The sequence below is a fragment of the Acinetobacter sp. RUH 2624 genome (assembly GCF_000162375.2).
Taxonomy (GTDB): domain Bacteria; phylum Pseudomonadota; class Gammaproteobacteria; order Pseudomonadales; family Moraxellaceae; genus Acinetobacter; species Acinetobacter nosocomialis.
Window position 1 is genome coordinate 2,014,494 of the sequence record NZ_KI391939.1, and the last position, 24,260, is coordinate 2,038,753.

At 37.7% G+C, this 24,260-nt stretch carries 21 protein-coding genes; 13 read left to right on the plus strand and 8 right to left on the minus strand.

Translation table 11 applies throughout. The annotated features are described in order from the left end of the window. Window positions 1-188: 188 nt before the first annotated feature. Complete coding sequence (locus HMPREF0014_RS16120; RefSeq protein ID WP_004885915.1) at window positions 189-1,892, minus strand: M61 family metallopeptidase; 1,704 nt, start codon at window positions 1,890-1,892, stop codon at window positions 189-191. Window positions 1,893-2,063: 171 nt separating this feature from the next. Between HMPREF0014_RS16120 and HMPREF0014_RS16125 the strand changes: the two genes are divergently transcribed. The 9 genes from HMPREF0014_RS16125 to HMPREF0014_RS16165 all read left to right on the plus strand — a co-directional run bounded on the left by HMPREF0014_RS16125 (window position 2,064) and on the right by HMPREF0014_RS16165 (window position 12,727). Beyond that, window positions 2,064-3,383, plus strand: a complete 1,320-nt coding sequence (locus HMPREF0014_RS16125; protein WP_002052978.1) for a D-alanyl-D-alanine carboxypeptidase PBP6B — start codon at window positions 2,064-2,066, stop codon at window positions 3,381-3,383. A 98-nt stretch (window positions 3,384-3,481) separates the two neighbouring features. Further along, entirely contained in the window at window positions 3,482-4,768 is a 1,287-nt protein-coding gene (locus tag HMPREF0014_RS16130; protein WP_004885910.1) for an NAD(P)/FAD-dependent oxidoreductase, read from the plus strand. Between the two features lie 135 nt (window positions 4,769-4,903). Beyond that, entirely contained in the window at window positions 4,904-5,386 is a 483-nt protein-coding gene (slyD, locus tag HMPREF0014_RS16135; protein ID WP_002052512.1) for a peptidylprolyl isomerase, read from the plus strand. A gap of 102 nt (window positions 5,387-5,488) precedes the next feature. Then, window positions 5,489-6,931 carry a deoxyribodipyrimidine photo-lyase gene (gene phrB / locus HMPREF0014_RS16140; protein ID WP_004885907.1) on the plus strand — a complete coding sequence of 481 codons (1,443 nt, stop codon included), beginning with the start codon at window positions 5,489-5,491 and terminating at the stop codon, window positions 6,929-6,931. 194 nt (window positions 6,932-7,125) lie between these two features. Beyond that, the gene (locus tag HMPREF0014_RS16145; RefSeq protein WP_004885904.1) at window positions 7,126-7,866 is read left to right on the plus strand and encodes a membrane protein; all 741 of its coding nucleotides are present in this window, start codon (window positions 7,126-7,128) and stop codon (window positions 7,864-7,866) included. After that, window positions 7,866-8,762, plus strand: coding sequence for a hypothetical protein (locus HMPREF0014_RS16150; RefSeq protein WP_004885902.1), 897 nt, complete (start codon window positions 7,866-7,868; stop codon window positions 8,760-8,762). Before HMPREF0014_RS16145 ends, HMPREF0014_RS16150 begins: the two co-directional genes overlap by 1 nt. Continuing rightward, the gene (locus tag HMPREF0014_RS16155; RefSeq protein ID WP_004885899.1) at window positions 8,749-9,999 is read left to right on the plus strand and encodes a glycosyltransferase; all 1,251 of its coding nucleotides are present in this window, start codon (window positions 8,749-8,751) and stop codon (window positions 9,997-9,999) included. The genes HMPREF0014_RS16150 and HMPREF0014_RS16155 overlap by 14 nt, the downstream gene beginning before the upstream one ends. Beyond that, the gene (locus HMPREF0014_RS16160; protein WP_004707591.1) at window positions 10,000-11,844 is read left to right on the plus strand and encodes a hypothetical protein; all 1,845 of its coding nucleotides are present in this window, start codon (window positions 10,000-10,002) and stop codon (window positions 11,842-11,844) included. It begins immediately after the preceding gene. Continuing rightward, on the plus strand, window positions 11,822-12,727 hold the full coding sequence (locus HMPREF0014_RS16165; protein WP_004885897.1) for a hypothetical protein: 906 nt from the start codon (window positions 11,822-11,824) through the stop codon (window positions 12,725-12,727). The genes HMPREF0014_RS16160 and HMPREF0014_RS16165 overlap by 23 nt, the downstream gene beginning before the upstream one ends. A 7-nt stretch (window positions 12,728-12,734) precedes the next feature. Here the strand turns inward: HMPREF0014_RS16165 and wecB are convergent, their stop codons facing one another. Both wecB and HMPREF0014_RS16175 read right to left on the minus strand, forming a co-directional pair. Further along, the gene (gene wecB / locus HMPREF0014_RS16170; protein WP_004885895.1) at window positions 12,735-13,871 is read right to left on the minus strand and encodes a UDP-N-acetylglucosamine 2-epimerase (non-hydrolyzing); all 1,137 of its coding nucleotides are present in this window, start codon (window positions 13,869-13,871) and stop codon (window positions 12,735-12,737) included. 2 nt (window positions 13,872-13,873) lie between these two features. After that, the gene (locus tag HMPREF0014_RS16175; RefSeq protein ID WP_004885893.1) at window positions 13,874-15,091 is read right to left on the minus strand and encodes a hypothetical protein; all 1,218 of its coding nucleotides are present in this window, start codon (window positions 15,089-15,091) and stop codon (window positions 13,874-13,876) included. 250 nt (window positions 15,092-15,341) lie between these two features. Between HMPREF0014_RS16175 and HMPREF0014_RS16180 the strand changes: the two genes are divergently transcribed. Next, window positions 15,342-16,043 carry a VIT family protein gene (locus tag HMPREF0014_RS16180; protein ID WP_004700019.1) on the plus strand — a complete coding sequence of 234 codons (702 nt, stop codon included), beginning with the start codon at window positions 15,342-15,344 and terminating at the stop codon, window positions 16,041-16,043. Between the two features lie 111 nt (window positions 16,044-16,154). Continuing rightward, a complete protein-coding gene (locus HMPREF0014_RS16185) occupies window positions 16,155-17,201 on the plus strand; it encodes a nitronate monooxygenase (protein ID WP_004885885.1) in 1,047 nt (348 codons plus the stop codon). A 43-nt stretch (window positions 17,202-17,244) separates the two neighbouring features. Here HMPREF0014_RS16185 and dusB read toward each other — a convergent pair whose 3' ends face one another. Further along, the gene (gene dusB / locus HMPREF0014_RS16190; protein WP_004885882.1) at window positions 17,245-18,270 is read right to left on the minus strand and encodes a tRNA dihydrouridine synthase DusB; all 1,026 of its coding nucleotides are present in this window, start codon (window positions 18,268-18,270) and stop codon (window positions 17,245-17,247) included. 82 nt (window positions 18,271-18,352) lie between these two features. On the opposite strand from dusB, the gene HMPREF0014_RS16195 reads away from it, so the two are divergent. Then, entirely contained in the window at window positions 18,353-19,561 is a 1,209-nt protein-coding gene (locus tag HMPREF0014_RS16195; RefSeq protein WP_002052526.1) for a DUF1615 domain-containing protein, read from the plus strand. Next, the gene (locus tag HMPREF0014_RS16200) at window positions 19,528-20,184 is read left to right on the plus strand and encodes an HAD-IB family hydrolase (protein WP_004885875.1); all 657 of its coding nucleotides are present in this window, start codon (window positions 19,528-19,530) and stop codon (window positions 20,182-20,184) included. The genes HMPREF0014_RS16195 and HMPREF0014_RS16200 overlap by 34 nt, the downstream gene beginning before the upstream one ends. Before the next feature lie 27 nt (window positions 20,185-20,211). Here the strand turns inward: HMPREF0014_RS16200 and proB are convergent, their stop codons facing one another. From proB to HMPREF0014_RS16220, 4 genes are all read right to left on the minus strand, one after another. Then, window positions 20,212-21,345 (minus strand): glutamate 5-kinase, encoded by a 1,134-nt coding sequence (proB, locus tag HMPREF0014_RS16205; protein ID WP_002052602.1) that lies wholly within the window; start codon window positions 21,343-21,345, stop codon window positions 20,212-20,214. Window positions 21,346-21,360: 15 nt separating this feature from the next. Then, window positions 21,361-22,581, minus strand: coding sequence for an Obg family GTPase CgtA (gene cgtA, locus HMPREF0014_RS16210; protein ID WP_004885869.1), 1,221 nt, complete (start codon window positions 22,579-22,581; stop codon window positions 21,361-21,363). Between the two features lie 164 nt (window positions 22,582-22,745). Next, complete coding sequence (locus HMPREF0014_RS16215; protein WP_006581331.1) at window positions 22,746-23,420, minus strand: hypothetical protein; 675 nt, start codon at window positions 23,418-23,420, stop codon at window positions 22,746-22,748. Window positions 23,421-23,431: 11 nt separating this feature from the next. Next, the gene (locus HMPREF0014_RS16220) at window positions 23,432-24,166 is read right to left on the minus strand and encodes a hypothetical protein (RefSeq protein ID WP_004885863.1); all 735 of its coding nucleotides are present in this window, start codon (window positions 24,164-24,166) and stop codon (window positions 23,432-23,434) included. Between the last annotated feature and the right edge of the window lie 94 nt (window positions 24,167-24,260).

Consider the following 24,260-nt stretch of genomic DNA (forward strand, 5'->3'; position numbering starts at 1 on the left):
GATTACCAACTTTTTAGATATAGGACATTGTTAAATTACATGAGATATCTTTCAGAGTTCTGACAAATATTATACTTTTCATTCAAAATAAACTCAAAGATAACACCTATTTCAATTTTTATAATCTACTAAAAAGTAAAAAACCGATGTACGAAACATCGGTTTTTTATAAATTAATTCACTGTTATTTAGGCTTTTAACCATTTATCAGCTTTGCTTTGATCTTCAACAACAAGTTCAACTTCAGTTAAGTTGATACTGTCGCCTGTAACCTCAAATGATAACAACTCATCACGGCGGAAAGCCAAGACTGGGTAACTGCCCTTTTGTTTAGCATATTTTTCAATAAGTTTTGTGGTCGCTTTTAATCCATCAATTGCAATAATGACATCATTGGCAGAAATACCAGCTTTTGCACCAGCTCCTTCACGGTGAGCATTTTGTACTAATACGCCCTCTGGCTTATCAGTTAACTTTAAGCCATAAGCCAAGGTCTTATCATTTTTAAGCGTATAGCTTAAACCAAACTCAGGGAATAACTGATCAAGCGGCAATTCTTCGGTGGTATTAATCAAATGATTAATCTGCTCAACCCAACTATCGCCAGTTAACTCTTCACATAAATCAAAAACAGTACGCTCATTGACCTGAATACCATTTTGCGTATTTTCATACAAACGACGCATTAAGGCATCTAGACTAGAACCACGTAAACGTAAGCCTAAATCTAAACATAAGGCAACTAATGCGCCTTTGTTGTAATAGCTCGTACCGGCATTATTCGTATTTTCATCTGGACGATAAAACTTAATCCATGCATCAAAACTTGATTCAGCTACTGTTTGAACAAAGCGCCCCGGATTTTGTAAATAACGATCAAGCTGTGACTTCAACAAATCTAGATAAGACTTCTGAGAGATCACACCGCTACGTAATAAAATGAGATCATCATAATATGAAGTAAACCCTTCAAAGATCCACAGTAGCGAGGTATACCCTTCTTGATGCAAATTGTAGTTTGCAAAGTTTTCTGGACGGATAAACTTCACTAACCAAGAATGAAAATACTCGTGGCTACATAAACCCAAGAAACGTTGATAGTCTTTCGAAGGTTCAGTTGGTTCATTCGATTTTGGTAAATCATCACGTGGTGTAATCAAACTTGTGCTGTTGCAATGCTCTAAGCCACCATAACTATTTCCTGTAGCCATCGTCATAAAGGTATAGTTTTTAAATGGAGCTGAACCAAACATTTCAATTTCGGCTGCACAAATTTTTTCAATGTCTGTTTTTAAACGTTCTACATTGGTATTGTGCTGTCCAGAAATTGCAAACTCATGTTCAATTCCATGAGCTTCGAAGCTAAAACGTGTTTGCTCCGCAAGTTCAAATGGGCTATCTATGAGTTGATCATAATGATCAGCTTTTAAGGTAAAACGTCCCTTAACTAAGCTTTTTGAAGCTAAACCAGTTGCTAATTGAAAGTGTTTCAGCTCATCAGGCAAAAAGACTTCTACTTCACAAGCAGATTGCTCTTGACCTTCCAAGCCTAGACACACACAGGCAGGGTTAATATATAGACGCGTTTGATCTACATAAGCACCACGTACCGACAAATCATAAGCATACGCATCGTATTCAACAGTAATTAACTCATGATCGGTATTAAATAACCGCCAGCGATTTTTTTCAGTTTTTTTAATATTGAGCATGCGTCCAGCTTCATCATAGGCCTTTACAGCCTCAATATGCTTAGAAAACTCACGAATTAAATAACTGCCTGGAATCCACGTTGGTAACCATAGTTCCTGATTTGGATTCGCTAAAAAACGAATTGTTACGTGAACAAGGTGTTGTTTGTAATCATCGAACTCTATTTGATAATGCAACATAAATTCTTCAATTTAAAATAAGAACGGTTTCACATTAGATTATCACTTTTTTGTATCGACTTGCGTAGATGTATTTTTTGGCAACAATTCACACTAGCCTTCTACAAAAAAAAGGCATAGCATGCTGGGCATCTGTGTTCCGTATTTGCCAGTAAACGTCAAGGTCACCTAGTGAAATTCTTCCTATCTCTTTTTACACTGTTTAGTATTTTCTGTACTACTCTTACCAATGCTGCTCTACTTAATATTGCTCCTGAAAGTGTTGAAGCCGCTGCATGGACAATTGTAGACACTCAATCTGGACAAATCATTGCTGAGCATAATAGTCATGTACAACGTGCGCCAGCATCTTTAACCAAAATGATGGTTGCCTACATTGCATTAAAAGAGATTAAGGCTGGAAAGCTAAAACTGAACGAAGTCATTACCGCAACACCAGTCGTAAGCGTGGTGCAGTGGGATGAATCACAAATGTACCTTAAAGCGGGCGAGCAAATTTCAGTTGATCAGCTTTTGGCTGGTTTAATTGTGATGTCGGCAAATGATGCAGCTGTGACTTTAGCCGAAAAAATTTCTGGTGATGTGCCTCATTTTGTACAACGTATGAACCAAGAAGCTCAAGCTTTAGGCATGAAAGACACGCATTTTAGTAATCCTGCCGGGATTACAATGCCTGATCATTACACGACAGCGCATGATTTAAGCTTATTAAGTCAGGCAGTGATTCACCAAACTCCTGAATATTTACATTATTCAAAAATGCCAAGCTTTAGCTACAATCAACGTTTTCACCATGCAACTAACCTTGCTCTGAAATATGATCCATCTGTAGATGGTTTAAAAACTGGCTATACCAAAGCAGCAGGTTATAACTTGGCTCTAACGGCTTCACGTCCTTCATTTTCACCCAACTTACCGCAAAGACGTTTACTGGTTATTGTTTTAGGTACACCAAGTGCCGTGAAACGTGCTGAAATTGCCGATAAATTAATGAACCTTGCTTATGCTTATACACGTGATGAAGTGGTTATTCCTGAACAAAAATTGATTGCTGAACTACCTGTCATTAAATCAACTTTAAAAATGTTTAAAGTAGAAACTAAGCAGCCGACCATTGTCACAACTTCTTTATATGCTGAGCCAGCACCAATTGATTTAAATACATTTGACTACGCTACACAGCGAATTCAAGTTCTTGATAGCAATAAGCAACCGAAGACTATTGTTCCACTTGAAACAACCCAAACTCGTGTAAATATTCAGTTAAATGAGCAAAAGTTAACTGCGCCTTTAATGAAAGCCATGAACTTGGCAACTGTTTCAATTTATCAAAATAATCAGCTGATTCGCAGCTTACAAATTGAAAATGATGTGCATATTGAAGAAGCGAATATTTTCCAAAGAATCGTGATGTGGTTCTCAAATTTGTTCTCTATTTTTTCATCGAGTAACCATAGTGCCGCAAAACTTTACCCGGTAGATTCGCACTAAAAACATCAAATTGTGCACAGAGGCACAATAAATTTTATAAATAAAAGATGGCATAATTTAGCCATCTTTTTTTATAGAAAAATAATTAGGTGATAAAAATGGCCGAAAGTTTACATCATATTGTTATTGTCGGTGGTGGTGCGGGTGGTTTAGAACTTGCCACACAACTCGGTGAAACTTTTGGGAAAAGTGGTAAAGCTAAAATTACATTAGTCGACCAAAATTTGACTCATATCTGGAAACCTCTACTTCATGAAATTGCTGCGGGTTCCTTAAACCCTCACGAAGAACAAACCAATTATTTTGCCCATGCAGAAAAACATCATTACGAGTTTGTATTAGGAACACTTGTTGCGATACACAAAGATCAAAAAATAATAGATGTCGTACCACCTCAAGTATCCAAAGAACAAAACACGCATGTTCAACAACTGAATTATGACACGCTTATTTTAGCGCTTGGTTCAGTGTCAAATGACTTTAACACACCTGGGGTACGCGAAAACTGTCATTTCCTCGATAGCCGAAAACAAGCAGATATTTTCCAGCAAGATCTTTTACATTTATATATCGAAGCGCAAAATCAACCAGATCAACGCACGTTAAATATTGGAATCATTGGTGCGGGTGCAACTGGGGTTGAACTTGCAGCAGAACTGATTGAAACAACCAAAAACTTTTATCGCTATGGTTTGAAAAAGATCCATCCTAAACAGGTCAAAATCACACTGATTGAAGCATCAGAACGAATCCTGCCTGCTTTAAGTGAAAAAACGGCTGAGCATAGTGCAAAACAGCTCCAAAAAATGGGCATCGAAATTTTAACTCAACACCGCGTTGAAAAAGTTGATAAACACTGCATTTATTTCAGCAACGGTAATCAACTCACAAGTGATATTACGGTATGGGCAGCTGGCGTAAAAGCGCCAAAAGTTCTTGAAAGTTTTACTGATTTCGAACGTGACAATATTAATCGTTTAATGGTCTACGCAACTCTGCAAACTTACTCCGATCCAAATGTATTTGCTTTCGGTGATTGTTCACACTGTCAACTCGACGCAAGAAATCCCCCACTCGGACCACGTGCTCAAGTTGCCAGTCAACAAGCAAGCTTTTTAGTCGATGCAATGGCTGCTCGGCTGAATGGCCGCTCACAGCCAATGTTTACATTTAACGACAAAGGTTCGCTTGTGTCTTTAAGTCGTAATAAAGCCGTTGGAGAATTGCTAGGGGATGTCAGTGTACAAGGATATATTGCTAAAACGATGTACGTATCTTTATATCGTTTACATCAAGCAACAATTCATGGATACACTCAAGCTGGACTACTCACAGTGAAAGATTTACTTACAAGACGAGTACGTCCAAAAATTAAGCTGTATTGAGTTGAATTTTTTAAGTTCATCCCTATATAGATAAAAACGCATTAGAAAAAGTGTTAAAGATTGAGATTTTGTAGTCTACAAAATTTATTTTTCACTTTATGATGTACGCTTTAATTGATTGAATGGATCAAAAACATGACTGCAATTGCAAATAACCACGTGGTTTCATTCCACTATAAATTAACAAACGCTGAGGGTGAAACACTTGATCAATCTCAAGGTGAACCACTTGCCTATTTGCATGGCGCAGGCAATATCATTCCAGGTTTAGAAAATGCATTAACTGGTAAAACTGTTGGTGATAAATTCACTGTAAACGTACCAGCTGCTGAAGGTTATGGCGAATACAACCCAGACCTAGTACAAGAAGTTCCAGCTCAAATGTTCCAAGGTGTTGATAACATTCAACCTGGTATGCAATTCCAAGCTCAAACAGATGACGGCGTTCAAATCGTTACTGTTAAAGCGGTTGAAGGCGACAACGTTGTAGTTGATGCTAACTTCCCACTTGCTGGCCAAGATTTAACTTTTGAAGTTGAAATCGTAGAAATCCGTGAAGCTTCTCAAGAAGAGTTAGATCACGGTCATGTACACGGTGCAGGTGGTCACCACCACTAATTCATCTTTCGCAAGATGATAAAAAGCAAAGCTTCAGCTTTGCTTTTTTTATGTATTTATTTTATATAATATTCAGTAAGTTAATTTATTATTGGACTATGCATGTCAAATGCTTATCAATTGATTTGGTTCCGACAAGATTTACGAATACATGATCATGCAGCTTTATGGCATGCCTGTCAGCAAGGGCCTTCAATTGGATTAGTCATCTTATCGCCAGAGCAATGGAAACAACACGACGATGCTCCAATAAAAATTAGTTTTTATTTACGGCAGCTCAAAGAGCTTCAAAAAGAATTAGCATCACTTCATATTCCACTTGTTATCCAAGTCATTCCTTATTGGGAAGATACTGCTAAGTTTATTTCTGATTTCAGCAAGAAATATAATATTGAAAATGTCTATGCCAATATTGAAATGGGTGCAAATGAATTAAAAAGAGATAAAACAGTACAAGATTCTTTAAATAAGGAAAGCAAAGAGCTTTTTTTATTTCATGATCGTACAATTTTCCCTTTACGTTCCATTCGCAATCAATCACAACAACCCTATCAGGTTTTTAGTGCATTCAAAAAAGCATGTTATGCAAAACTAAATACCAGCGGTTTACCTCAATGCTTCCCTTTACCACATAAGCAAAATGAAATTTCATTAGAGTTTTTAGATGAAAAAAGTGTGGACTTGGCAGAAATTGAAAAACTATTTTGTTCATCTATTTCTAAAGAACAGCAAGATTTATGGCCTGTTGGCGAGTCATATGCATTAGAACAACTAGACCAATTTGTCGAAGATTCTGTATCCCATTATAAAGTTGAGCGAGATTTTCCTCATGTGCATGGCACAAGCAAACTTTCTCCTTATTTAAATATTGGAATCTTATCTGTAAGGCAGTGTTTACAAGCACTCTTTCGTAATCAACACGGCAACTTTCATTTAGACAATGAAGGTCAACAAACATGGCTAGATGAACTTATTTGGCGAGAGTTCTACCAGCACATCTTATTTGATTTTCCGTATGTTTCTAAGCATCTTCCATTTAAGAAAGATACTCAGAAAATTAAATGGAACCATAATCCAGAGCATCTAAAAGCTTGGCAAACAGGACAAACTGGTATTCCTATTGTGGATGCCGGGATGCGCCAACTTTTACAAACAGGTTGGATGCATAATCGAGTACGTATGATTACAGCCATGTTTTTATGCAAAAACTTATTGATTGACTGGCGTATTGGTGAACAGTGGTTTATGCAACATTTAATTGATGGAGATTTGGCAGCAAATAATGGGGGGTGGCAATGGTGTGCCTCAACAGGAACAGATGCTGTGCCTTATTTTAGAATTTTTAACCCGATTTCCCAATCACAAAAGTTTGATCCTAATGGGGACTATATTCGTAAATGGGTGAAAGAACTGGCTCATCTGGACAATAAATCCATTCATGACCCCTACTCAAACAAAATCAACTTGAGTTTAAATTATCCAAAACCAATTGTAGATTTAAAAGAAACACGATTAAAAGCAATTGAAACTTTCAAGCATATTTAGATAAGAATTGCGTCTTATCTGTTTATTTTTGATTAAAAAATAAAAACGGGATTTGACTATAAAGGGGCTTTCAACTACAAATAAACATAGCAAATACTTAAAAAGGACAGAAACAACAACAACTTCGTAAATGAACACCTTTCATTATAAAAGTATAAAAAAATTAACATTACAAAAAAGGTAGCATAGCTCGCATGCAACAAAAGAACCCAGGTAGAACACTCGTCTTATGGATTATCGCAGCACATCTATTTATGGGAATGGTTGCATATGAGTGGTTGCCTGTTAGTTTTAGAGGAAGCTGGATCTTTATTCTTCTTCTTTTAATTTCGGGTGCTTTTTTAGAAGTTGGCTTGTCTTTAATTGTTGGTTTACTCGCATTTATTGGAGTTGCTGTATATTTTCTACTCGACTTAGGTGCACAAACTCATATTGAGCGGCAGCTTCTCTTACTGTTTATTATTCCTCTTATTCCGCTGTTTTTAAGTGCTGTACGCCACAATATTGAAATTAATGTTCAAAAATATCGAGATATTCAAAGCTATGATCGAAATTATCGCCGCGATATTTTCCCTATCAGCGCTTTGAAATATTTCCAGCGTAGCTTTTTTAAGCTTCTTGATCACCATAATGTACAAGACTATGAAGTCTTTGCAATCAAGATTCTTAACCGTAGTCTCATTAAAGAAATGCTAGGTGATGACGTCTGGAAAACTACTCAAAACGAAATGATCAAAATTTTGAGTCAGCATCAGCCCAATGAAATTGTTTTTCAGTTTGCAGATGATGATCTCGAAAATATATACAGTATTATGATTCGTCAGCAAAAAACTGAACAAGAACCTGACTTTATTAAAAAGTTAAGAGAAATTATGACGTTGCGTCTTGAGGTGGAATATAAAATTATTCCAATTCCACCTGAGGAGATAAATTAATGTCTAATCTTCTTAACATTTGTGGAATTGTGATTGCATCTAGCCAATATCCAGATGCCACTCTACAGCAGTTCTATCGGCAATATTATCATTGCGAAATTAAAGCAGAACAAATAAAAACTGAAGTGCAAAGTTCTAACGATCTTTCCATGTTTTTTCCTTATCAAGATACATGGTGGCCTGTCTTCACCCTTGATCAGATTAGTTCCGAAAGTTTTCAAAAGTTTGTTCACAACGGAGTTCGCCCCGGCATTATCTTGCCAGATGAAGTATTTGGTTTCCCTCACTATTTTTTATTAAAAGAAGCCGTGAGCCAAGGTGCTATCCCCATCGTGCTTTTTAAAACTGAACAACCTCAGTATTTTGCCGCAAAGGCTACTTTTTCAACTGCTATTGGTTTAAGGCCAATGGCTGCTTTCGTAAGTACAGGATGGGATGAAAATTTAATTTCACAGCCAGCTGGAAGTTATATTGTCCAGTTAAATTCTTCAGCCGTCCCTTTACCATCTAGAGAAATCCGACAAGGTCAGCATTTATTTTATTCGGCCAAAGACTTTAACGGCCATGTATCAGGTTATGAAATTATTATTAATCCTCCTGCCGACTTACCCCTATCTAATATTCGTTATCCTCAACTCGGTATTTCGTGGAAATTTAATAATATTGATTATGCCAGTACTTCTGAACATGTGAATACGAGTCTTATAGGTTATATATTTATTGGTTTAAGTGTTGTTGTAGTTCCTCTTGATCTGATTTTAACAACAACTTATCCAGATCTTCTGGGTACATTTGGTAGCTATATTTCATGGATCTCCTTAGTAGTGGGATTAATTCTATTATTAGTACTCATCTCTTCTATTATTAGGAGGGTCCGTAAAAATGGCTCCAATTGATATCCTGTTTTTATTTGGCTTTTTAGGTATTTGGATTCCACAAGCATTTTGGGCATGGTTAAGTTATCAAGCGTGGAAGTATTCCAAAACAGCTGAAAAAGAGCTGCAAAACTTACCAATACCTGAAAGATGGCCCATCTTAAGTGTTTTGATCCCTGCTTATAATGAAGGCGTGGTGATTGAAGACACTTTGCATGCCATTGCTCAACAGGATTATCCAGCAGAGTCTTATGAAGTCTTATTGATCAATGATGGCTCCAAAGATAACACCCTTGAAATCGCAGAAAGCCTCGCAAAAATTTATCCATGCATAAAAATTGTCAACGTTCCCAAGGGAATGGGCGGTAAAGGTAAATCACGGACCCTCAATAATGGCCTTCCTCATGCCAAAGGTGAGCTAATTGTTGTCTATGATGCCGATAGTACTCCTGAACCCGATTGCGTTCGTTTACTTGCTCAAACTTTATTGGCAGACAAAAAGTTAGTTGCTGTAAATGGCAAAGTAAGAACCCGTAACTGGCAAGATAGTATTTTGACTCGTTTTATTGCGATTGAATTCATCTTTTTCCAATGGATCTTCCAAGGTGGGCGTTGGCAACGTTTTGAGTTATCAACATTAATGGGAACCAACTACGTCATTTGGCGCGATGCACTAGAGACTTTAGGCGGTTTTGATGAAAAATCGTTAGTTGACGATACAGAAATGAGTTTCCGAATTTTTATTGGACAAAAACGAATTAAATGGGTTCCCTATGCCATAGGTTGGCAACAAGATCCCCCATCGTTAAGTGTATTTGTTAAACAGCGCTCACGTTGGACCCAAGGTAACTTTTATGTGACACGTAAATATTTACCTGTAGCACTTAGAACACCTTTCCCAATCGGGATTGAAATTCTGAATAACATTATGTGCTATATCCTTTTCGTACCAGCTCTATTCTGGAGTCATATTACTTTAACGCTTGGGTTACTTGATATCGCAGGTATTTCCGTTCCGGGACCATTTACGCTCTTGTGGGGCCTTTCATTTTGTCTCTATGTGGCACAAATGTGGTTTACTCTTTCCTTAGAAAAAGTTAAACCGGAACTCTATTTTTACTCTGTCTTATCTTACGTCAGTTACTCACAAATCTTCTTATTTATTGTCTTTAAAGCCGCATTTGACATGCTAAAAAATAAAATACAGGGCAACTCCCTTCAATGGTACAAAACAGAACGTAGCAAGGAGAAAAAATAAATGAAAAAGACTTTCGATCTTTACCAGACAGCTCAAGTGCTCCTTGCCAGCACCAGTTTTTTACTTGCCATATCTGCTCATGCATATACATGGAAACTTGATGATATAAGTACCTCGACCAAATATACAGTCGAGCCTCATTTTTTCTATGTTGGAAAAGGAGCTGAATGGCAGAATATTCAGTTCTCTAGTGACTATTCAACTGAGAATGACACAACATTACTGGTGAAATATGATGATAAACTGATCTATAACACGACCTTAAATGGTGATGGCCAGTTTAAATTCAATATTCCTGCCAGTCCAAGTGGCTTTCATCGTTTAGATTTTATTATTCAACAATATGCTAAACCAACGACTCTCAACCAGACAAAAGAGACTTTCTGTACCGAAGATATCGACCATTTAACCTATTTGAGTAATTCTCAACTCGACTTTACTCCTGTTCGAAATATATACCGTTTAAAAGATTTACCAGATGCTCTATTTAACCCCCAAGCTAGACGTCCTACCCCATTTGTTGGAATTTTAAAATATAACCGTAAGGAAATTACCGAAGCATCCATGCTAGCTCGTTTGGCAAGTTCTTGGAGCTCAGTAACTCCTATTGAATGGGTTGATTCAGGTCAAACGAACCTGAATCCTGAAACAAACTTTATTATTGAAGTGATCAAATCCACAGCTCCACTTAAAAATGGAGCGTTTGTACAAATTTCAAAACCTGCAGATGGGGTACCTACTCTCTCTATCACTTACCATACCGCCCAAGAGCTTACTGCTGCGATTAATGGTCTAATTAATCCGGCATACGTACAGCAGCTTAATACAGGTAGTGCTATTTTTCCCACTACAATTTCACCACCAGCATGGGCTCAATTTAGAAAAATTGATACGCTTGCAGATTTAGGTATTGATGACTTCAGACTCAACCATGCTGAAAAGAATCTATTCCTTGATTTTCCGGCAGTATGGCAGCCTACTGATATTTTACAGGGACAAATTGCACTTCGTATTCAAAGTGGTTTATTACAAGGCTCTAGTATTACAGCATGGCTTGATGGTGGCCTTGCCGGTAGTATGAAAACAGCAGATCTTGCTTCTGACCCAGTAAACCGACAGTTCAACATCTTTGCTAAGGAAATTTCAAATACAACAAACTTTAGCTTAAAACTGGAAAACTCAGTTATTGCAAATTCTCAATGTTTACCAAATGCTCATGGTTCACTTTGGGTAGATACCGCCAAATCAACGGTAAAACTTCCACATAAACTCAAAAATGGTGTGGCAGCGCTTTCAATGACATTAGCAACCAAACCAACAATTGCAATTGATGACCAATCAGGGGCATTAAATATTGCCATCATTTTGGGACAAGTCGCTAAAAATATGCTGCTTACACAGGCACCAATGCCTCTCAATCTGGTACGTTTCTCACCAAACGCTCCTCAAGCGGTCAATGTGAGAGTAAATAAAGAGATTTATCAGCAACAAATCTTAATGCATCAAAATATTATTTATGCGCCTGCGGCAGCCAACGGTTTTATTGTGAGTTATAACAATAACCGCTTTGATGTGATTACCGATTCTGAAACCGGTGCACTCACCTTTATGCATTTATGGGGAAAAATACAGCATAAAATTCCAAATAATGTGACCAAAATGTTGGTTTCAGAAAACGGCAATATCTATGTTCTCCAAAAATTAATTGTAGGTAATCAAAAAGCTCCATTAGTTCAGCAGTCTTCATTCTTTTTACTGGTTGTGATTATCTCTGCAATTATGATAATAGTGATCTTCTTGTGGTATTGGTTACGACGTAATAATGAGAAAACAGATACCAATTAAAATAACTGCTTTTATTATTTTAATTATATGTAGTGTAGTGGCTTATGCGGGGTTGTTCAAAAATCATGGACAACCACCAATCATCGAAGGAATTTTTTGGCAACCAGATAACAATACCACTCCTCCAAAAGGAAACTGGCATTATTTAGGAGTCAACACTTTTGTTCCCCAGTGGTCAGTCGTTGAATCTAAATCGTGGTGGACAAACTCCAACCTCCCACAGTGGGAAAAAGCCATTGATATACAGAAAATTAAGCAACAACCTTGGGCTAAAAATCTCATATTAGGTTTAGCTGGTGAATATAATGAACCAGCAGCACGTGCAAATGTTGTTGCTCTAGGAGAAAAATCTGCACAAATTATTCAAGAACAAAATGATGCATCTTTAAAAGGTTACTATTTTCCAGTTGAAGCTGATCCAACTTGGTTAAGGGTAAGCACACTAGGTCATGTTCTAGAAAAACTGCCAGCACCTATTTGGGTGAGCATTTATAGTGGTGAAAGAGAACCTGAAAATTATAATTTATGGGTTAAAAGTTGGCTACCTAGCCAAGCTGGTGTCTTTTTCCAAGATGGTGTAGGTGTCGGTGTAAGAACCCCTCAACAAGCCAGACGTATTTTAGACCAACTTGAACAAACTCTTGGAAAAGATAAAACTGTTATTGTGCTAGAAGCATTTCGTACCAAAAAAAATGGACAATTTCGAGCAGCCTATCCTTGGGAAATTATTTCTCAGATTAAAGCGTATGAAGGCAAAACAATTTATATTTTTGATGGTCCCCACTATATGGGACGCTGGTCGGTTTATATCGTCGGTTTATGGTATCGTCTGACTTATGGCAGCATTCCTGCCACCATAAGTGAATCAGAAAATTCAAAATAAATACTTTTTATTCAGAAGTTCTGGCAATTTCATCTAATATTCGCTGGGCAGCACGCCCATCACCAAACGGATTTTCAACATTTGCCATTTTTTGGTAATGCTGCGAATCTGTTAAAAGTTTTTCAGCCTCATCAATAATTTTTTGCTGATTTGTTCCAACAAGTACTCCTGCCCCGACTTCCACGACTTCAGGTCGTTCAGTGGTGTCTCGTAAAATTAATACAGGCTTATTAAACGAAGGGCTTTCCTCTTGTAAACCACCAGAGTCCGTTAAAATGAAGATAGAACGGTTTATGACGGCTAATAAACTTGGATAATCAAGTGGTTTAACCAAGTGAATTTGAGCATGATTTTTAAACTTATCATGCACTACATCATGTACAGCTGGGTTTAAATGCACAGGCCAAATAAAATGTAAATCAGGATGATGATTAGCTAAATATTTAACTGCATTACAAATATTTTGAATTCCCTCACCAAAATTTTCACGGCGGTGAGCGGTAATAAGTACGACTTTATCGTTTTGTTTTAACTCAATTCCGTAAGGTTCGAGCTGATTTTTTAAACCAGCTTTTTCAGAAATTAACTTTCTGCCTAAATATACAGCATCGACTACTGTATTGCCTGTCACTGTAATTAACGAAGGCTTGATTTGCTCATTAAGTAGATTTCTTTTTGATTGTTCAGTCGGAGCAAAATGCCATTTAGTAATACGCGAGACTAACTGACGGTTACCTTCCTCAGGGAAAGGATGATCTAAATCATAAGAACGTAAACCTGCTTCTACATGGGCAACAGGTATCTTCATTGAAAATGCGACTAACCCAGCAGCTAATACAGTGGTAGTATCACCCTGAATGACAATCGCATCTCTTTTTTGACCATCGGTGTAGACATGTTCAAGTTGTGTCAAACCATGAATTAATAGCTGATTTAGGCTTTGTCCTGCATTCATAATTTTAAGTCGGTGGTCAATTTCAACCCCAAAAAAATCTATAGCATCTCGCACTAATTCATCATGCTGACCCGTGAAAATAACTTCAACCTGAAATCGCGAGTCTTGTTTTGCTAATAAAATTACCGGAGCTAGCTTTATTAGCTCTGGACGAGTACCGAATACAATCGAAATAAAATTTTTTTTCATTATTAGAAGTCCTTATAAAAAACAAGTTCTACTCGGGTATTGTTGTAATGATCTTTTGTATTAACAGGCACGTCTTTAAAATAGTTGCCATATAGACGTTCAACACGTAGTTTTATGGGTTGATAGTTAAAAGGCTGCCATGAAATCCCTGGCCCATATTCAAATAAATTATTGTAATATTCATTTTTACTGTCTGCTAAGCCATGCAATTTCACATAAGCCTGCACAGTTCCATTGTCTCCCTTATATAAATTTAAACCTGTGCGTAAGCGCAAATCTCCAATAACGTTATAGTCTTCTCTTGAATAAGTCGCGACATTGCCATAGAGGTCAGTAAAGTAATTATCTAAACAAAGTGTATGATTACAGTTAGATTGCGAATACCACTCTTGATAACCTGCTACCCCTCCAACTACACTTTCACGAAATTTTTTTCGATTTCGATCAATCAAGTCATAACTTCCGCCAACTTCGACATAAGCTCGAACAGGAATAGAAGTCCATGGTTGATAATTTGCACCTACCCCAAGAGTAACTGCATTTTCATCAATAATTTCAGGTCGTACTCCACCTTGAGATTTAGTATCACGGTTTAAATTAAGAAAACCGTAGACTTGAGTACGACCATTGTCGATGTTTTTACCGTACCGAACTTTTAAAGGAAAAATAACATCGTCATAACGTGACTCATAAGAGGGTGCAAAATAGATATCCCCAAAATATGGCTTAACCTCACCTCCACTTAAATTTTTAACCGCTTGAGTTGCCTTCGCAGCAATTGCTGGATCTGAAGATGAAGTTAGTTCTTTAAATAAAACCAGTGCATCACGATTTTTTTTCTGTTGATTCAGCAAATATGCTTCTTGTAATTTTAAAGTGTCGTCTTGAGGAGCTAAAGCTCTTGCTTGTCTTAAACTTTGTAAAGCCTCATCTCTTTTTTCGAGCCGAATTTGTAAATAAGTAAGGCTTTTCCAGACTTTAATATCTGTAGGGGTCAGCTTACTCAGCTCAACTAATATTTTTTCTGCTTCTTGAGGTTGAGACTGCTCTATTTTATAGAATCTGTCCCATTTATCATAAATGAGATTTCCAGGTTTATATTCAGAGGTAACTGGGTCTTGTGCATAAACAGAACACACACTTACTACCGTTGAAGAAATGACTACTCCCATAAGTAATATCGAATGCGTTATAGAGTTTATTGTTTTGCTATTTCTCATTATCACCTCTACAGTAAATTAGAGTTATTAAGGGTAATTTGTTAGAATGATCAATAAATATCATAATTTAAAATAATGAGTTACATCGTTAAGTTAGGTTAAGGATGATTTAATATAAATAGTTTAGTCTCCATTTTTATTATTGATCTATTCTTTAGTATCCCTAAATTCCCTATAATGATGACATATTTTTTGATCAATAATTTGTAAAATTTCATAGCATCTATAAAACATTTATAAGGCAAAACACATGGCTTTTCCACATCATACAGAGCATCACGCAATTCACCGTTCAGGTTGGTTAAGAGCTTCAGTATTAGGAGCCAATGATGGAATTATTTCTGTCACTAGTTTAATTATGGGTATGGCTGCAAGTGGAGCTAACTCACATACTTTATTAATTACATGCATTGCTGGACTAATTTCTGGGGCTACATCAATGGCTGCCGGAGAATATATTTCTGTAAAATCTCAAGAAGATATTGAAAAAGCAGATTTAGCGATTGAAGCAAAAGAACTCTCAAAGCACCCTCAAAAAGAGTTAGATGAGCTAACTCAAATTTATATTTCTAGAGGCCTATCTAAAGAATTGGCTCAAGAAGTTGCTTTGCAGCTAACCACTCATGATGCATTGGGTGCACATGCTCGGGATGAAATCGGCATTCATGAAAATACCGCAGCCAATCCTGTACAGGCCGCACTATCATCTGCTGCATCATTTTCTTTTGGGGCTTTTTTCCCCATGCTGGCTATATTACTCAGCCCGAATCAATGGATTATACCTGCTGTCCTAGCCACAGGAATTCTTTCATTAGCGATTTTAGGTGCACTTTCAAGTTACTTTGCTGGTACATCTAAACTTAAAGGTAGTTTACGTATTACGTTATGGGGAATTTTAGCAATGGCTTTTTCAAGCTGGATCGGTTCTTTATTTAACGTCACTCCTTTATAAAAAGATTTTTAAAATAGTCCTCTAGAATATTTAAAAATTAAATAGCCAATATTATTTGCTCTTCATTCTATTTTCACGTTATGGTGAAGTGAAAGAAGTGAGGTGAATAAAATGAGCCTATTACAACAACTTGCAATTAAACATCCAATTTTTCTGGCTCCCATGGCAGGGGTTTCTACACCAGAACTAGCAGCCGAGGTTTCAAATCAAGGAGGCCTTGGATCATTAGGCTTGGGAGCAAATACTCCACAAAGTGCACGTGAACAAATTTTAAGAACTCAAGCACTCACTGAAAACTCATTTCAGGTTAATTTTTTCTGTCATCAATCTACAGAACTTAATCTAGAAAAAGCAAAACAATGGATTGAATATCTACGTCCTCATTTCGAAAAATTTGGTGTTCAACCACCTCAAGAATTGCACTGTATTTATCCAAGTTTTTTAGACAATGATGACTTTTTAAATGTTGTTTTAGAAACTAAACCTAAAGCGGTGAGCTTCCATTTTGGTATTCCGCATCCGCATCAAATTAAAGCTTTGAAAGAAGCTGGTATTTTGACCATGGTCACGGCTACCAACCTGATTGAAGCACAAGCGATTGAGGCAGCCGGTATCGATATTATTGTTGCTCAAGGTATTGAAGCAGGTGGACATCGAGGAATTCTCAACCAGACTTTTGATGCAGCGATTAAAACCAGTGACTTGGTCCAATTGATTGTGAAGCATTGTAAGCTTCCTGTTGTAGCTGCAGGTGGTATCATGACTGGTTTACAAGCCAAACATATGTTGGGCTTAGGAGCAACTGCAGTCCAGCTAGGTACAGCATTTGTTCAATGCCAAACTTCAAATGCTTCTGCTGAATATCGCAAAGCATTATTTACTGAACCTGTAACGCAAATTAGCGCGAGCCTTTCTGGGCGTCCTGCTCGCGGTTTATTCAACCATTGGCATACCAAAATCGATTCACCTACTCGACCTGCCCAACCAGAATATCCATACGCTTACGATTTAGCAAAGCAACTCAATGCTCTTGCGAGTAAACACCATGACTATGGTTTTGGTGCATTTTGGGCAGGAAGTAATGTTGCACAAATACGCGAATTAGGCGCATCAGATCTGGTCAATCAACTCGTCGTTGAAATGTTAGATAATGAATAGATAAAGATTTTAAGCAACCAGCCCGTGTACTGGTTGCTTTATTTTAGTGAGTAGCTAATAAATTAACTTGTTCAACCTGAACATCGCTCATCAAATTACCTTCTGCAAGTAATTGATTAAAATAACTCTCGACCACTAATGCTTGTTCAGCAGTGGTTTCAACTTTATACATATTTTGTCGGAACTCGTTACTTGAACGTAAGCCTTTGGTGTACCAAGCAATATGCTTACGAGCAATACGACATCCGGAATATTCACCATAAAATTGATATAACTCAGACAGATGCCCTAAAAGTACATCTTTGACTTCTTCAATATTTGGAGCAGCCAAATGCTCACCAGTTTTTAAATAATGGGCAATTTCACGGAAAATCCATGGACGACCTTGTGCAGCCCGCCCAATCATGATTGCATCGGCGCCAGTATAGTCCAGTACATATTTTGCTTTTTCAGGACTATCAATATCACCGTTGGCAATTACTGGAATATTGATTAACTCTTTAACATGTTTGATTAATTCATAACGCGCTGTATTTAAATACATGTCTTCACGTGTGCGGCCATGCAATGCTAACGCAGCAATCCCCGCCTCTTCTGCACGTTTCGCCACCCTTAAAATATTTTCTTGGCCATTTAAAAATCCTAAACGAGTTTTTAAAGTCACAGGAACGTCAACTGCTGCAATAACTGCATCCAGTATTCGAGCAACCAAGTCTTCATCTTGTAATAATGCTGAACCTGCTAATTTATTGCATACTTTTTTTGCAGGACATCCCATATTGATATCAACAATTTGTGCCCCATTTGCAACTTGATAGCGAGCAGCCTCAGCCAACTGTTCTGGGTCAGAACCCGCGATTTGCGCAGAGATAGGAGCTAACTCTCCATCAAAATTAGCACGATAAAGACTTTTTTTAGTCATCCGTAAAGTTTTATCAGCAGTCATCATTTCACTGACCGCATGACCCGCACCAAAATACTTGCACAACGTTCTAAATGGACGGTCAGTTACACCGGCCATAGGAGCAACAATTAAATTATTTGACAGTTGATAGGGACCAATATACATATATATTCATACAATTGATGATCAACATAGTATACTTCATCCGCTTGATCAGCTCATCTTTTTTGCAGGTGCTTTCCTCGCCATGAACAAACCGTTGTCTTCCCGTTTTTTATTAAAATCATTCGGTGTAGTCACCGTATGCATGAGTTTAGCTGCTTGTGGAGATAAAGCCTGGTGGTCAAAAAATGATGAGCCCGATTTAGAAAGTCAGCAAATTAAAAAGTTAATTCCAGCACGTGTGCATGATCGGGAGTCATGGGCTAAAGATATTGACGATATTATGCAGGACTTAAAAATTCCTAAAACCAAACAAAATGTTTGTAGTATTGTCGCGATTGTAGATCAGGAATCTAACTTTGTTGCTAACCCTGTAGTACCAGGCCTAGGCAAAAAGGCAGTTGACGAAGTCAGTACCCGTTTAAATGAAAAGTTTGAAGACAAACTTGGCCAGAAAGTGGGTGGTACTGTCGCAGGTTATTTTGAAGAAGTATTGAAAACCCAACCCTCTCCTGACAACAACTATATGAGTCAGATGCGTAAAGTCAAAACTGAAAAAGATCTCGACTTACTTTATCGTCAAATTTTTGATTTTATGACTCAACATTATCATGTCAGTGCGTTAACTGGTGCAGCTAAACTAGTTGGGCAAGATATTGGTGAAAAAATGAATCCAATCACCACATTGGGTTCAATGCAAGTTCATATTAATTATGCTAAAGCGCATAAACGTTCTAGCATGAATATTGCAGACCTTAGAAATGATCTTTATACGCAATATGGTGGTCTATATTATGGCATTCATCGCTTGATGGTATACCCAGCAGACTATGATAAGGCCATTTATCGTTTTGCCGATTATAACTCAGGTATGTACTCTAGCCGTAATGCTGCTTTTCAAAGCATGCTCGATGCCCTTACTGATAATGAGCTCACCTTAGATGGTGATTTACTACTTTACGATAAAGCTGGTAGTCCACTCGCAGTTCAGAGTCAGTCAGAAAAAGAGTTAATGAAACTATTTACTGCAAATAATGTCTTAATTACACCAAGACAACTTCGCGATGATCTTAAATTAGAAAAAGAGAAAAAGTTTGAGAATACACAAACTTATATTGCCTTAACTAAACTCTATAAGGCAAAAACAGGCAAAGAACCTATCTATGCTATTATGCCTCAAGTGGTAATTTCTGGGCCTAAATTAAGTCGTGACTATAATACTAACTGGTATGCAACCCGCGTAAACGGACGATATGAATCATGTATGCAACGAGCGAAACGAATAAGACAATAAAAAATCTCGCCCTGTTTGATTTTGATGGGACCTTGTGTAGTAAAGACAGTTTTACAGGGTTCATCTTTTATGCGTTATCTAAGCGCCACATAGTTAAGCAAGGCTTGAAAATCCTGCCATGGATTCAAGCCTATTATCTTAATTTTTATCCCGCCCATGCGATGCGTGCCAAACTTTTTCGAAGCATGTTTCGCAATACCCCAGCAATTGAGCTGCAAAGATTAGGCGAAGAATATGCACAAGAACTCGTCTCAACTCTTTCACCTGAAATTTTTGCACAATTACAACAACATCAGTTACTTGGTGATCAGGTAGTACTAGTTTCGGCTTCAATCGATATCTATCTTGCTCCACTTTGCAAATTACTCGATATCGAATTAATTTGTACTGAAACTCAAGTAAAAAATGGCATGATGACGGGTTATTACTCAACGCCAGATTGTAGTAGTGAACAAAAGAAGTTAAGAATACATGAACAATATTCTTTGCAGGATTATTATCAAGTTTATGCTTATGGAAATAGCTCAGAAGATTTAGATATGCTGAGCCTTGCCACCCACCCTTTTATGGTCGGCGAAGATAGAATCTTGCCATCGTTAACACCACAAAAAAAGCTCGCATAAAGCGAGCTTTTTTTTGTAGATCACTACTTAATAAATCGCCATATGATCGCGATGGATCATTTCAAGCGAACGGGCTTCTCCAAGTACTTGATAAACCTTATCTGAAGAGAGGCCCTTAATAATTTCAGCTGAACGAGAACTAAAGTTTACTCGTCCAACCGCAATACGTTTACCTTGCTTATCAACGCATTCAACCACATCACCACGATCAAAATGTCCTTCAACAGTTTTTACCCCAACAGGTAATAAACTGCGATGTTTAGATTTAATCGCATCAACCGCGCCATCATCTATGACCAGACGACCTGCTGTTTGTAAATGTGCAGCAAGCCACTGTTGATGTGCTGTCATACGGTCTTTATCAGTCGTGAACAATGTACCAAGCATTTCACCAGCCATGACTCGTGACAATACATTATCACTTTCACCACTAGCGATCAGTGTTGGACAGCCCGACTTAGCCGCTAAACGGGCAGCACGGACTTTAGTGACCATGCCTCCTCGCCCAAGTACACCACCACCGCCAGCCATTTCAAATAAAACATCATCCATGGCACGAACAGTTGATAACAGCTTTGCATCAGGGTTGTGACGTGGATCTGAGTCAAACATGCCTTGCTGATCTGTTAAAATGATCAGTAAATCAGCATGTACTTGACCAGCAACCATTGCCGCTAAGGTATCGTTATCACCAAAACGAATCTCGTCAGTAGAGACTGTATCGTTTTCATTAATAACCGGAATAACACGCCAGTCAATCAAGTTCTGCAACGCATCGCATGAGTTCAAATAACGACGGCGATCTGCCAAATCGTCATGTGTTAATAACACTTGAGCTGTTCGAATACTATGATTTTCAAGCACGCTAGACCATGTATGAATTAGGCCCATCTGCCCAATTGCGGCACATGCTTGTAAACTGGGTAGATCGGTGGGTCGACTCGCAAGCTTCATACGAACCATACCTTCTGCTACAGCTCCTGAAGACACTAAAATAATTTCATGCCCAGCATTGTGTAAATCTGCAATCTGTTTCGCCCAATGCGAAATAGCATCCAGATCTAGCCCCTGCCCATTTGCTGTGAGTAAAGATGATCCGATTTTAACAACGATTCGTTTACACTCACTGAGCTTACGTTGCCCATCGACCACTTCTATCATGTTTTCCTCGGTTTTTTAGTCACGAACGTAGATGCTTTCTACATCATTGTCGTCTTCATCATCGTCAAAATCATCATCATCGTCCATCATGCTTTCAAGACGTTGTGCTCGACGCATTGCACGATATGCTTCTTTTGCCGCAATGGTTTGTTCACGTGTTTCAACTTCTAGTTGTTCACGGAAAGCTCTTACTTCTGCTGCGTACTCAGGATCTTCAACTTCGCGTTCACGTTGCTGTTCAATCTGATCCATCAGGTAGTACACAACTTCCTTTGTACCTTCACTTAATAAGCCCGATGTTTTAAAGACAGGTCCAGTCCACTCTAATTCCTCTAGAATGTGCTGACACCACTCTTCACGGCTTTCCTCAGCAATTTGATCCAGTTTATTGAGCACTAAAACAACTGGTAGTTTCGCCAAAGTAGGTGAGAACTTAACCAACTCATTCATAATTGCTTTTGCATTATGAGCTGGATCTGAACCATCAATTGGTTGTACATCAATAATATGTAAAAGAATACGAGTACGCGCCAAATGTTTAAGGAAACGAATTCCTAGACCTGCACCTTCTGCCGCACCTTCAATAAGGCCCGGAATATCGGCCATTACAAATGAACGATGACGGTCAGCATCTACAACACCCAAGTTTGGAACCATGGTTGTAAATGGATAGTCTGCCACTTTTGGCTTTGCAGCACTTACAGCACGAATGAAAGTAGATTTACCAGCATTTGGCATACCTAATAAGCCAACATCTGCCAACACTTTCAACTCAAGACGAATTTCACGAAATTCACCTTTAGTACCCGTAGTACATTTACGTGGAGCACGGTTAGTTGATGATTTAAAGTGTGTATTTCCCAAACCACCTTCACCACCACCTGCAACCAGAATTTTTTGGCCGTCTTCAACCAAGTCGCCAATAATATCGCCAGAATCTGTATCAACAATTGTTGTACCAACAGGTACTTTTAAAACCACATCTTCACCACCGCGTCCGGTACAGTTAGCACCTGCACCGTTTTTACCACGTTCAGCGCGGAATTTACGGGTGTAACGGTAATCGACTAAGGTACTTGTATCATCATCGGCTTGAATATAGATACTTCCACCACGTCCGCCATCACCACCATCTGGGCCACCAAATGGTACAAATTTTTCACGGCGAAAACTGGCTACGCCATTGCCACCGTCGCCAGCCTCTACGGTAATGACTGCTTCATCAACAAAGCGCATTTGCCAATCCTCTAAAAACTCTAAAACCGCCTATTCTGCCATATTTTCATAAAATTCTCGAATAGAAAATCGAGAGAATTCTACTTTCCCAGGTCTTATTTTATTACTTTTTATATTGATAAAAACTTATAGCAGAACATAGCCTCTCTTTATGTATTTATTCCTTAAGGATGTACATTACGCAGAGGTAAATCCATCTTCATATCTAAATTAGCTTTAGTGTGTTGCACAGAGTTATACATAATGGCATTAAAGCTTGAGATATTGCCCATTTCCATTGCATCATTAATTTTTAAGCTTGGATTAAATTGGTGTTTAATCGGTAAATTTACCGATTCATCGAACTCGAAATAAACTGGACCATTAAAAGCAATCTTAACAGGAATGGTATAGCTACGTTTTAACTGAAATGGAATATCCAGATTGATGGGTATATTTAGTTTTAGTGGAAACCTAGGTAACAACTTATTTTGGTATATTAAATCGGTTGTTGTTTCCAAAGGCATCACCTGATCAACTTTCAGCGTTGTTGCATAATCAACACTTACTGTAATTGGAGTCTCAACTTCAAACGCTAAATCAGCCAAATATCTCCCCTTTAAAGGCACCGAAATCTGATGATTAATATCAATTGATGTATCTAGTTTACCTATGGACTGGACCTGTAAATTATTACCAACATGTATTTTAGTTTCTAATGATTCTGGTAATCGAATATCTGATTCGTGCGCAGAAACCACCACCGAAGCTTGTATATTTAAATAGAGCCAAAATAAAATTGCCGTGAGTACCATAATCAGAAAGAAACTGATGAGCGTACTTTTTATTGAACCCAGCATAAGTCACCTTCCTACTTATTCTGGTTCTGTGCAGGTAAAGATGTAGCATTATCATCTTTAACACGATTAAGGCTCATGCTTGATAGAGGTATTTTTAACTCGCCATGCTCAATTTTAACTGGCAAAGTATTTTTGACATCTACTGAAGCATTTAAAGCAGTTTTTACAGGTACATTTAAACTACCCTGAATTGGAATATTTGTTTTTAATTGGGCATTTAGTGGAATATGAAGATCTTCTTTTAAAACCGTTTTAACTGGAGCATCAAACTTCAAATGAACTTTTTGATCGAGCGGTACTTGAATATCAATAGGTACATCAAGCTTTAAGGGAATATTCCCTTTTAATGGTAAAGTAATATCCTTACCCAATACTCTGACTTGAACTTTGGTGTCTATCGGTAGGCTTTGATCAACTTTTAACGTTTCTTTTACAGGAATAACTGTGCTGATTGGCACCATATTATCGAAATAGACACGAGGAGTTAACGTCTGTGTTAAAGGTATCGTTAACTTTTCATTAATAGGAATATTCGCATTTACTCGGCCTTTTACATCGACATTTAAAGCATCTTTTACTTTGACCTGTACCTGTAATGGTTCTTGTAAATCAATCGCTACAGCTTGGTTTTTCAGCGGAATATAAATATTAAAATGCTTGAAAACCCAAATGGCGATGAGCACACCACATATATTCGCGATGATGATGAAAAAGAAGACTATCAATAATCTTTTAAACTGCTGCAATTCCAATCCCTTACTATTTCTTTTTGTTCCTTAAATCCTATTCTCATTGATTTCTAAAAAATAATCAGCATATATTTTGTACGGTTGTAAAAAA

Excerpts from the sequence above, each read along its gene's own strand:
- HMPREF0014_RS16120 (WP_004885915.1), bottom strand. The coding sequence starts at position 1,892 with ATGTTGCATTATCAAATAGAGTTCGATGATTACAAACAACACCTTGTT.
- HMPREF0014_RS16130 (WP_004885910.1), top strand. The coding sequence starts at position 3,482 with ATGGCCGAAAGTTTACATCATATTGTTATTGTCGGTGGTGGTGCGGGT.
- slyD (WP_002052512.1), top strand. The coding sequence starts at position 4,904 with ATGACTGCAATTGCAAATAACCACGTGGTTTCATTCCACTATAAATTA.
- phrB (WP_004885907.1), top strand. The coding sequence starts at position 5,489 with ATGTCAAATGCTTATCAATTGATTTGGTTCCGACAAGATTTACGAATA.
- HMPREF0014_RS16145 (WP_004885904.1), top strand. The coding sequence starts at position 7,126 with ATGCAACAAAAGAACCCAGGTAGAACACTCGTCTTATGGATTATCGCA.
- HMPREF0014_RS16150 (WP_004885902.1), top strand. The coding sequence starts at position 7,866 with ATGTCTAATCTTCTTAACATTTGTGGAATTGTGATTGCATCTAGCCAA.
- HMPREF0014_RS16155 (WP_004885899.1), top strand. The coding sequence starts at position 8,749 with ATGGCTCCAATTGATATCCTGTTTTTATTTGGCTTTTTAGGTATTTGG.
- HMPREF0014_RS16160 (WP_004707591.1), top strand. The coding sequence starts at position 10,000 with ATGAAAAAGACTTTCGATCTTTACCAGACAGCTCAAGTGCTCCTTGCC.
- HMPREF0014_RS16165 (WP_004885897.1), top strand. The coding sequence starts at position 11,822 with ATGAGAAAACAGATACCAATTAAAATAACTGCTTTTATTATTTTAATT.
- wecB (WP_004885895.1), bottom strand. The coding sequence starts at position 13,871 with ATGAAAAAAAATTTTATTTCGATTGTATTCGGTACTCGTCCAGAGCTA.
- HMPREF0014_RS16175 (WP_004885893.1), bottom strand. The coding sequence starts at position 15,091 with ATGAGAAATAGCAAAACAATAAACTCTATAACGCATTCGATATTACTT.
- HMPREF0014_RS16180 (WP_004700019.1), top strand. The coding sequence starts at position 15,342 with ATGGCTTTTCCACATCATACAGAGCATCACGCAATTCACCGTTCAGGT.
- HMPREF0014_RS16185 (WP_004885885.1), top strand. The coding sequence starts at position 16,155 with ATGAGCCTATTACAACAACTTGCAATTAAACATCCAATTTTTCTGGCT.
- dusB (WP_004885882.1), bottom strand. The coding sequence starts at position 18,270 with ATGTATATTGGTCCCTATCAACTGTCAAATAATTTAATTGTTGCTCCT.
- HMPREF0014_RS16195 (WP_002052526.1), top strand. The coding sequence starts at position 18,353 with ATGAACAAACCGTTGTCTTCCCGTTTTTTATTAAAATCATTCGGTGTA.
- HMPREF0014_RS16200 (WP_004885875.1), top strand. The coding sequence starts at position 19,528 with ATGTATGCAACGAGCGAAACGAATAAGACAATAAAAAATCTCGCCCTG.
- proB (WP_002052602.1), bottom strand. The coding sequence starts at position 21,345 with ATGATAGAAGTGGTCGATGGGCAACGTAAGCTCAGTGAGTGTAAACGA.
- cgtA (WP_004885869.1), bottom strand. The coding sequence starts at position 22,581 with ATGCGCTTTGTTGATGAAGCAGTCATTACCGTAGAGGCTGGCGACGGT.
- HMPREF0014_RS16215 (WP_006581331.1), bottom strand. The coding sequence starts at position 23,420 with ATGCTGGGTTCAATAAAAAGTACGCTCATCAGTTTCTTTCTGATTATG.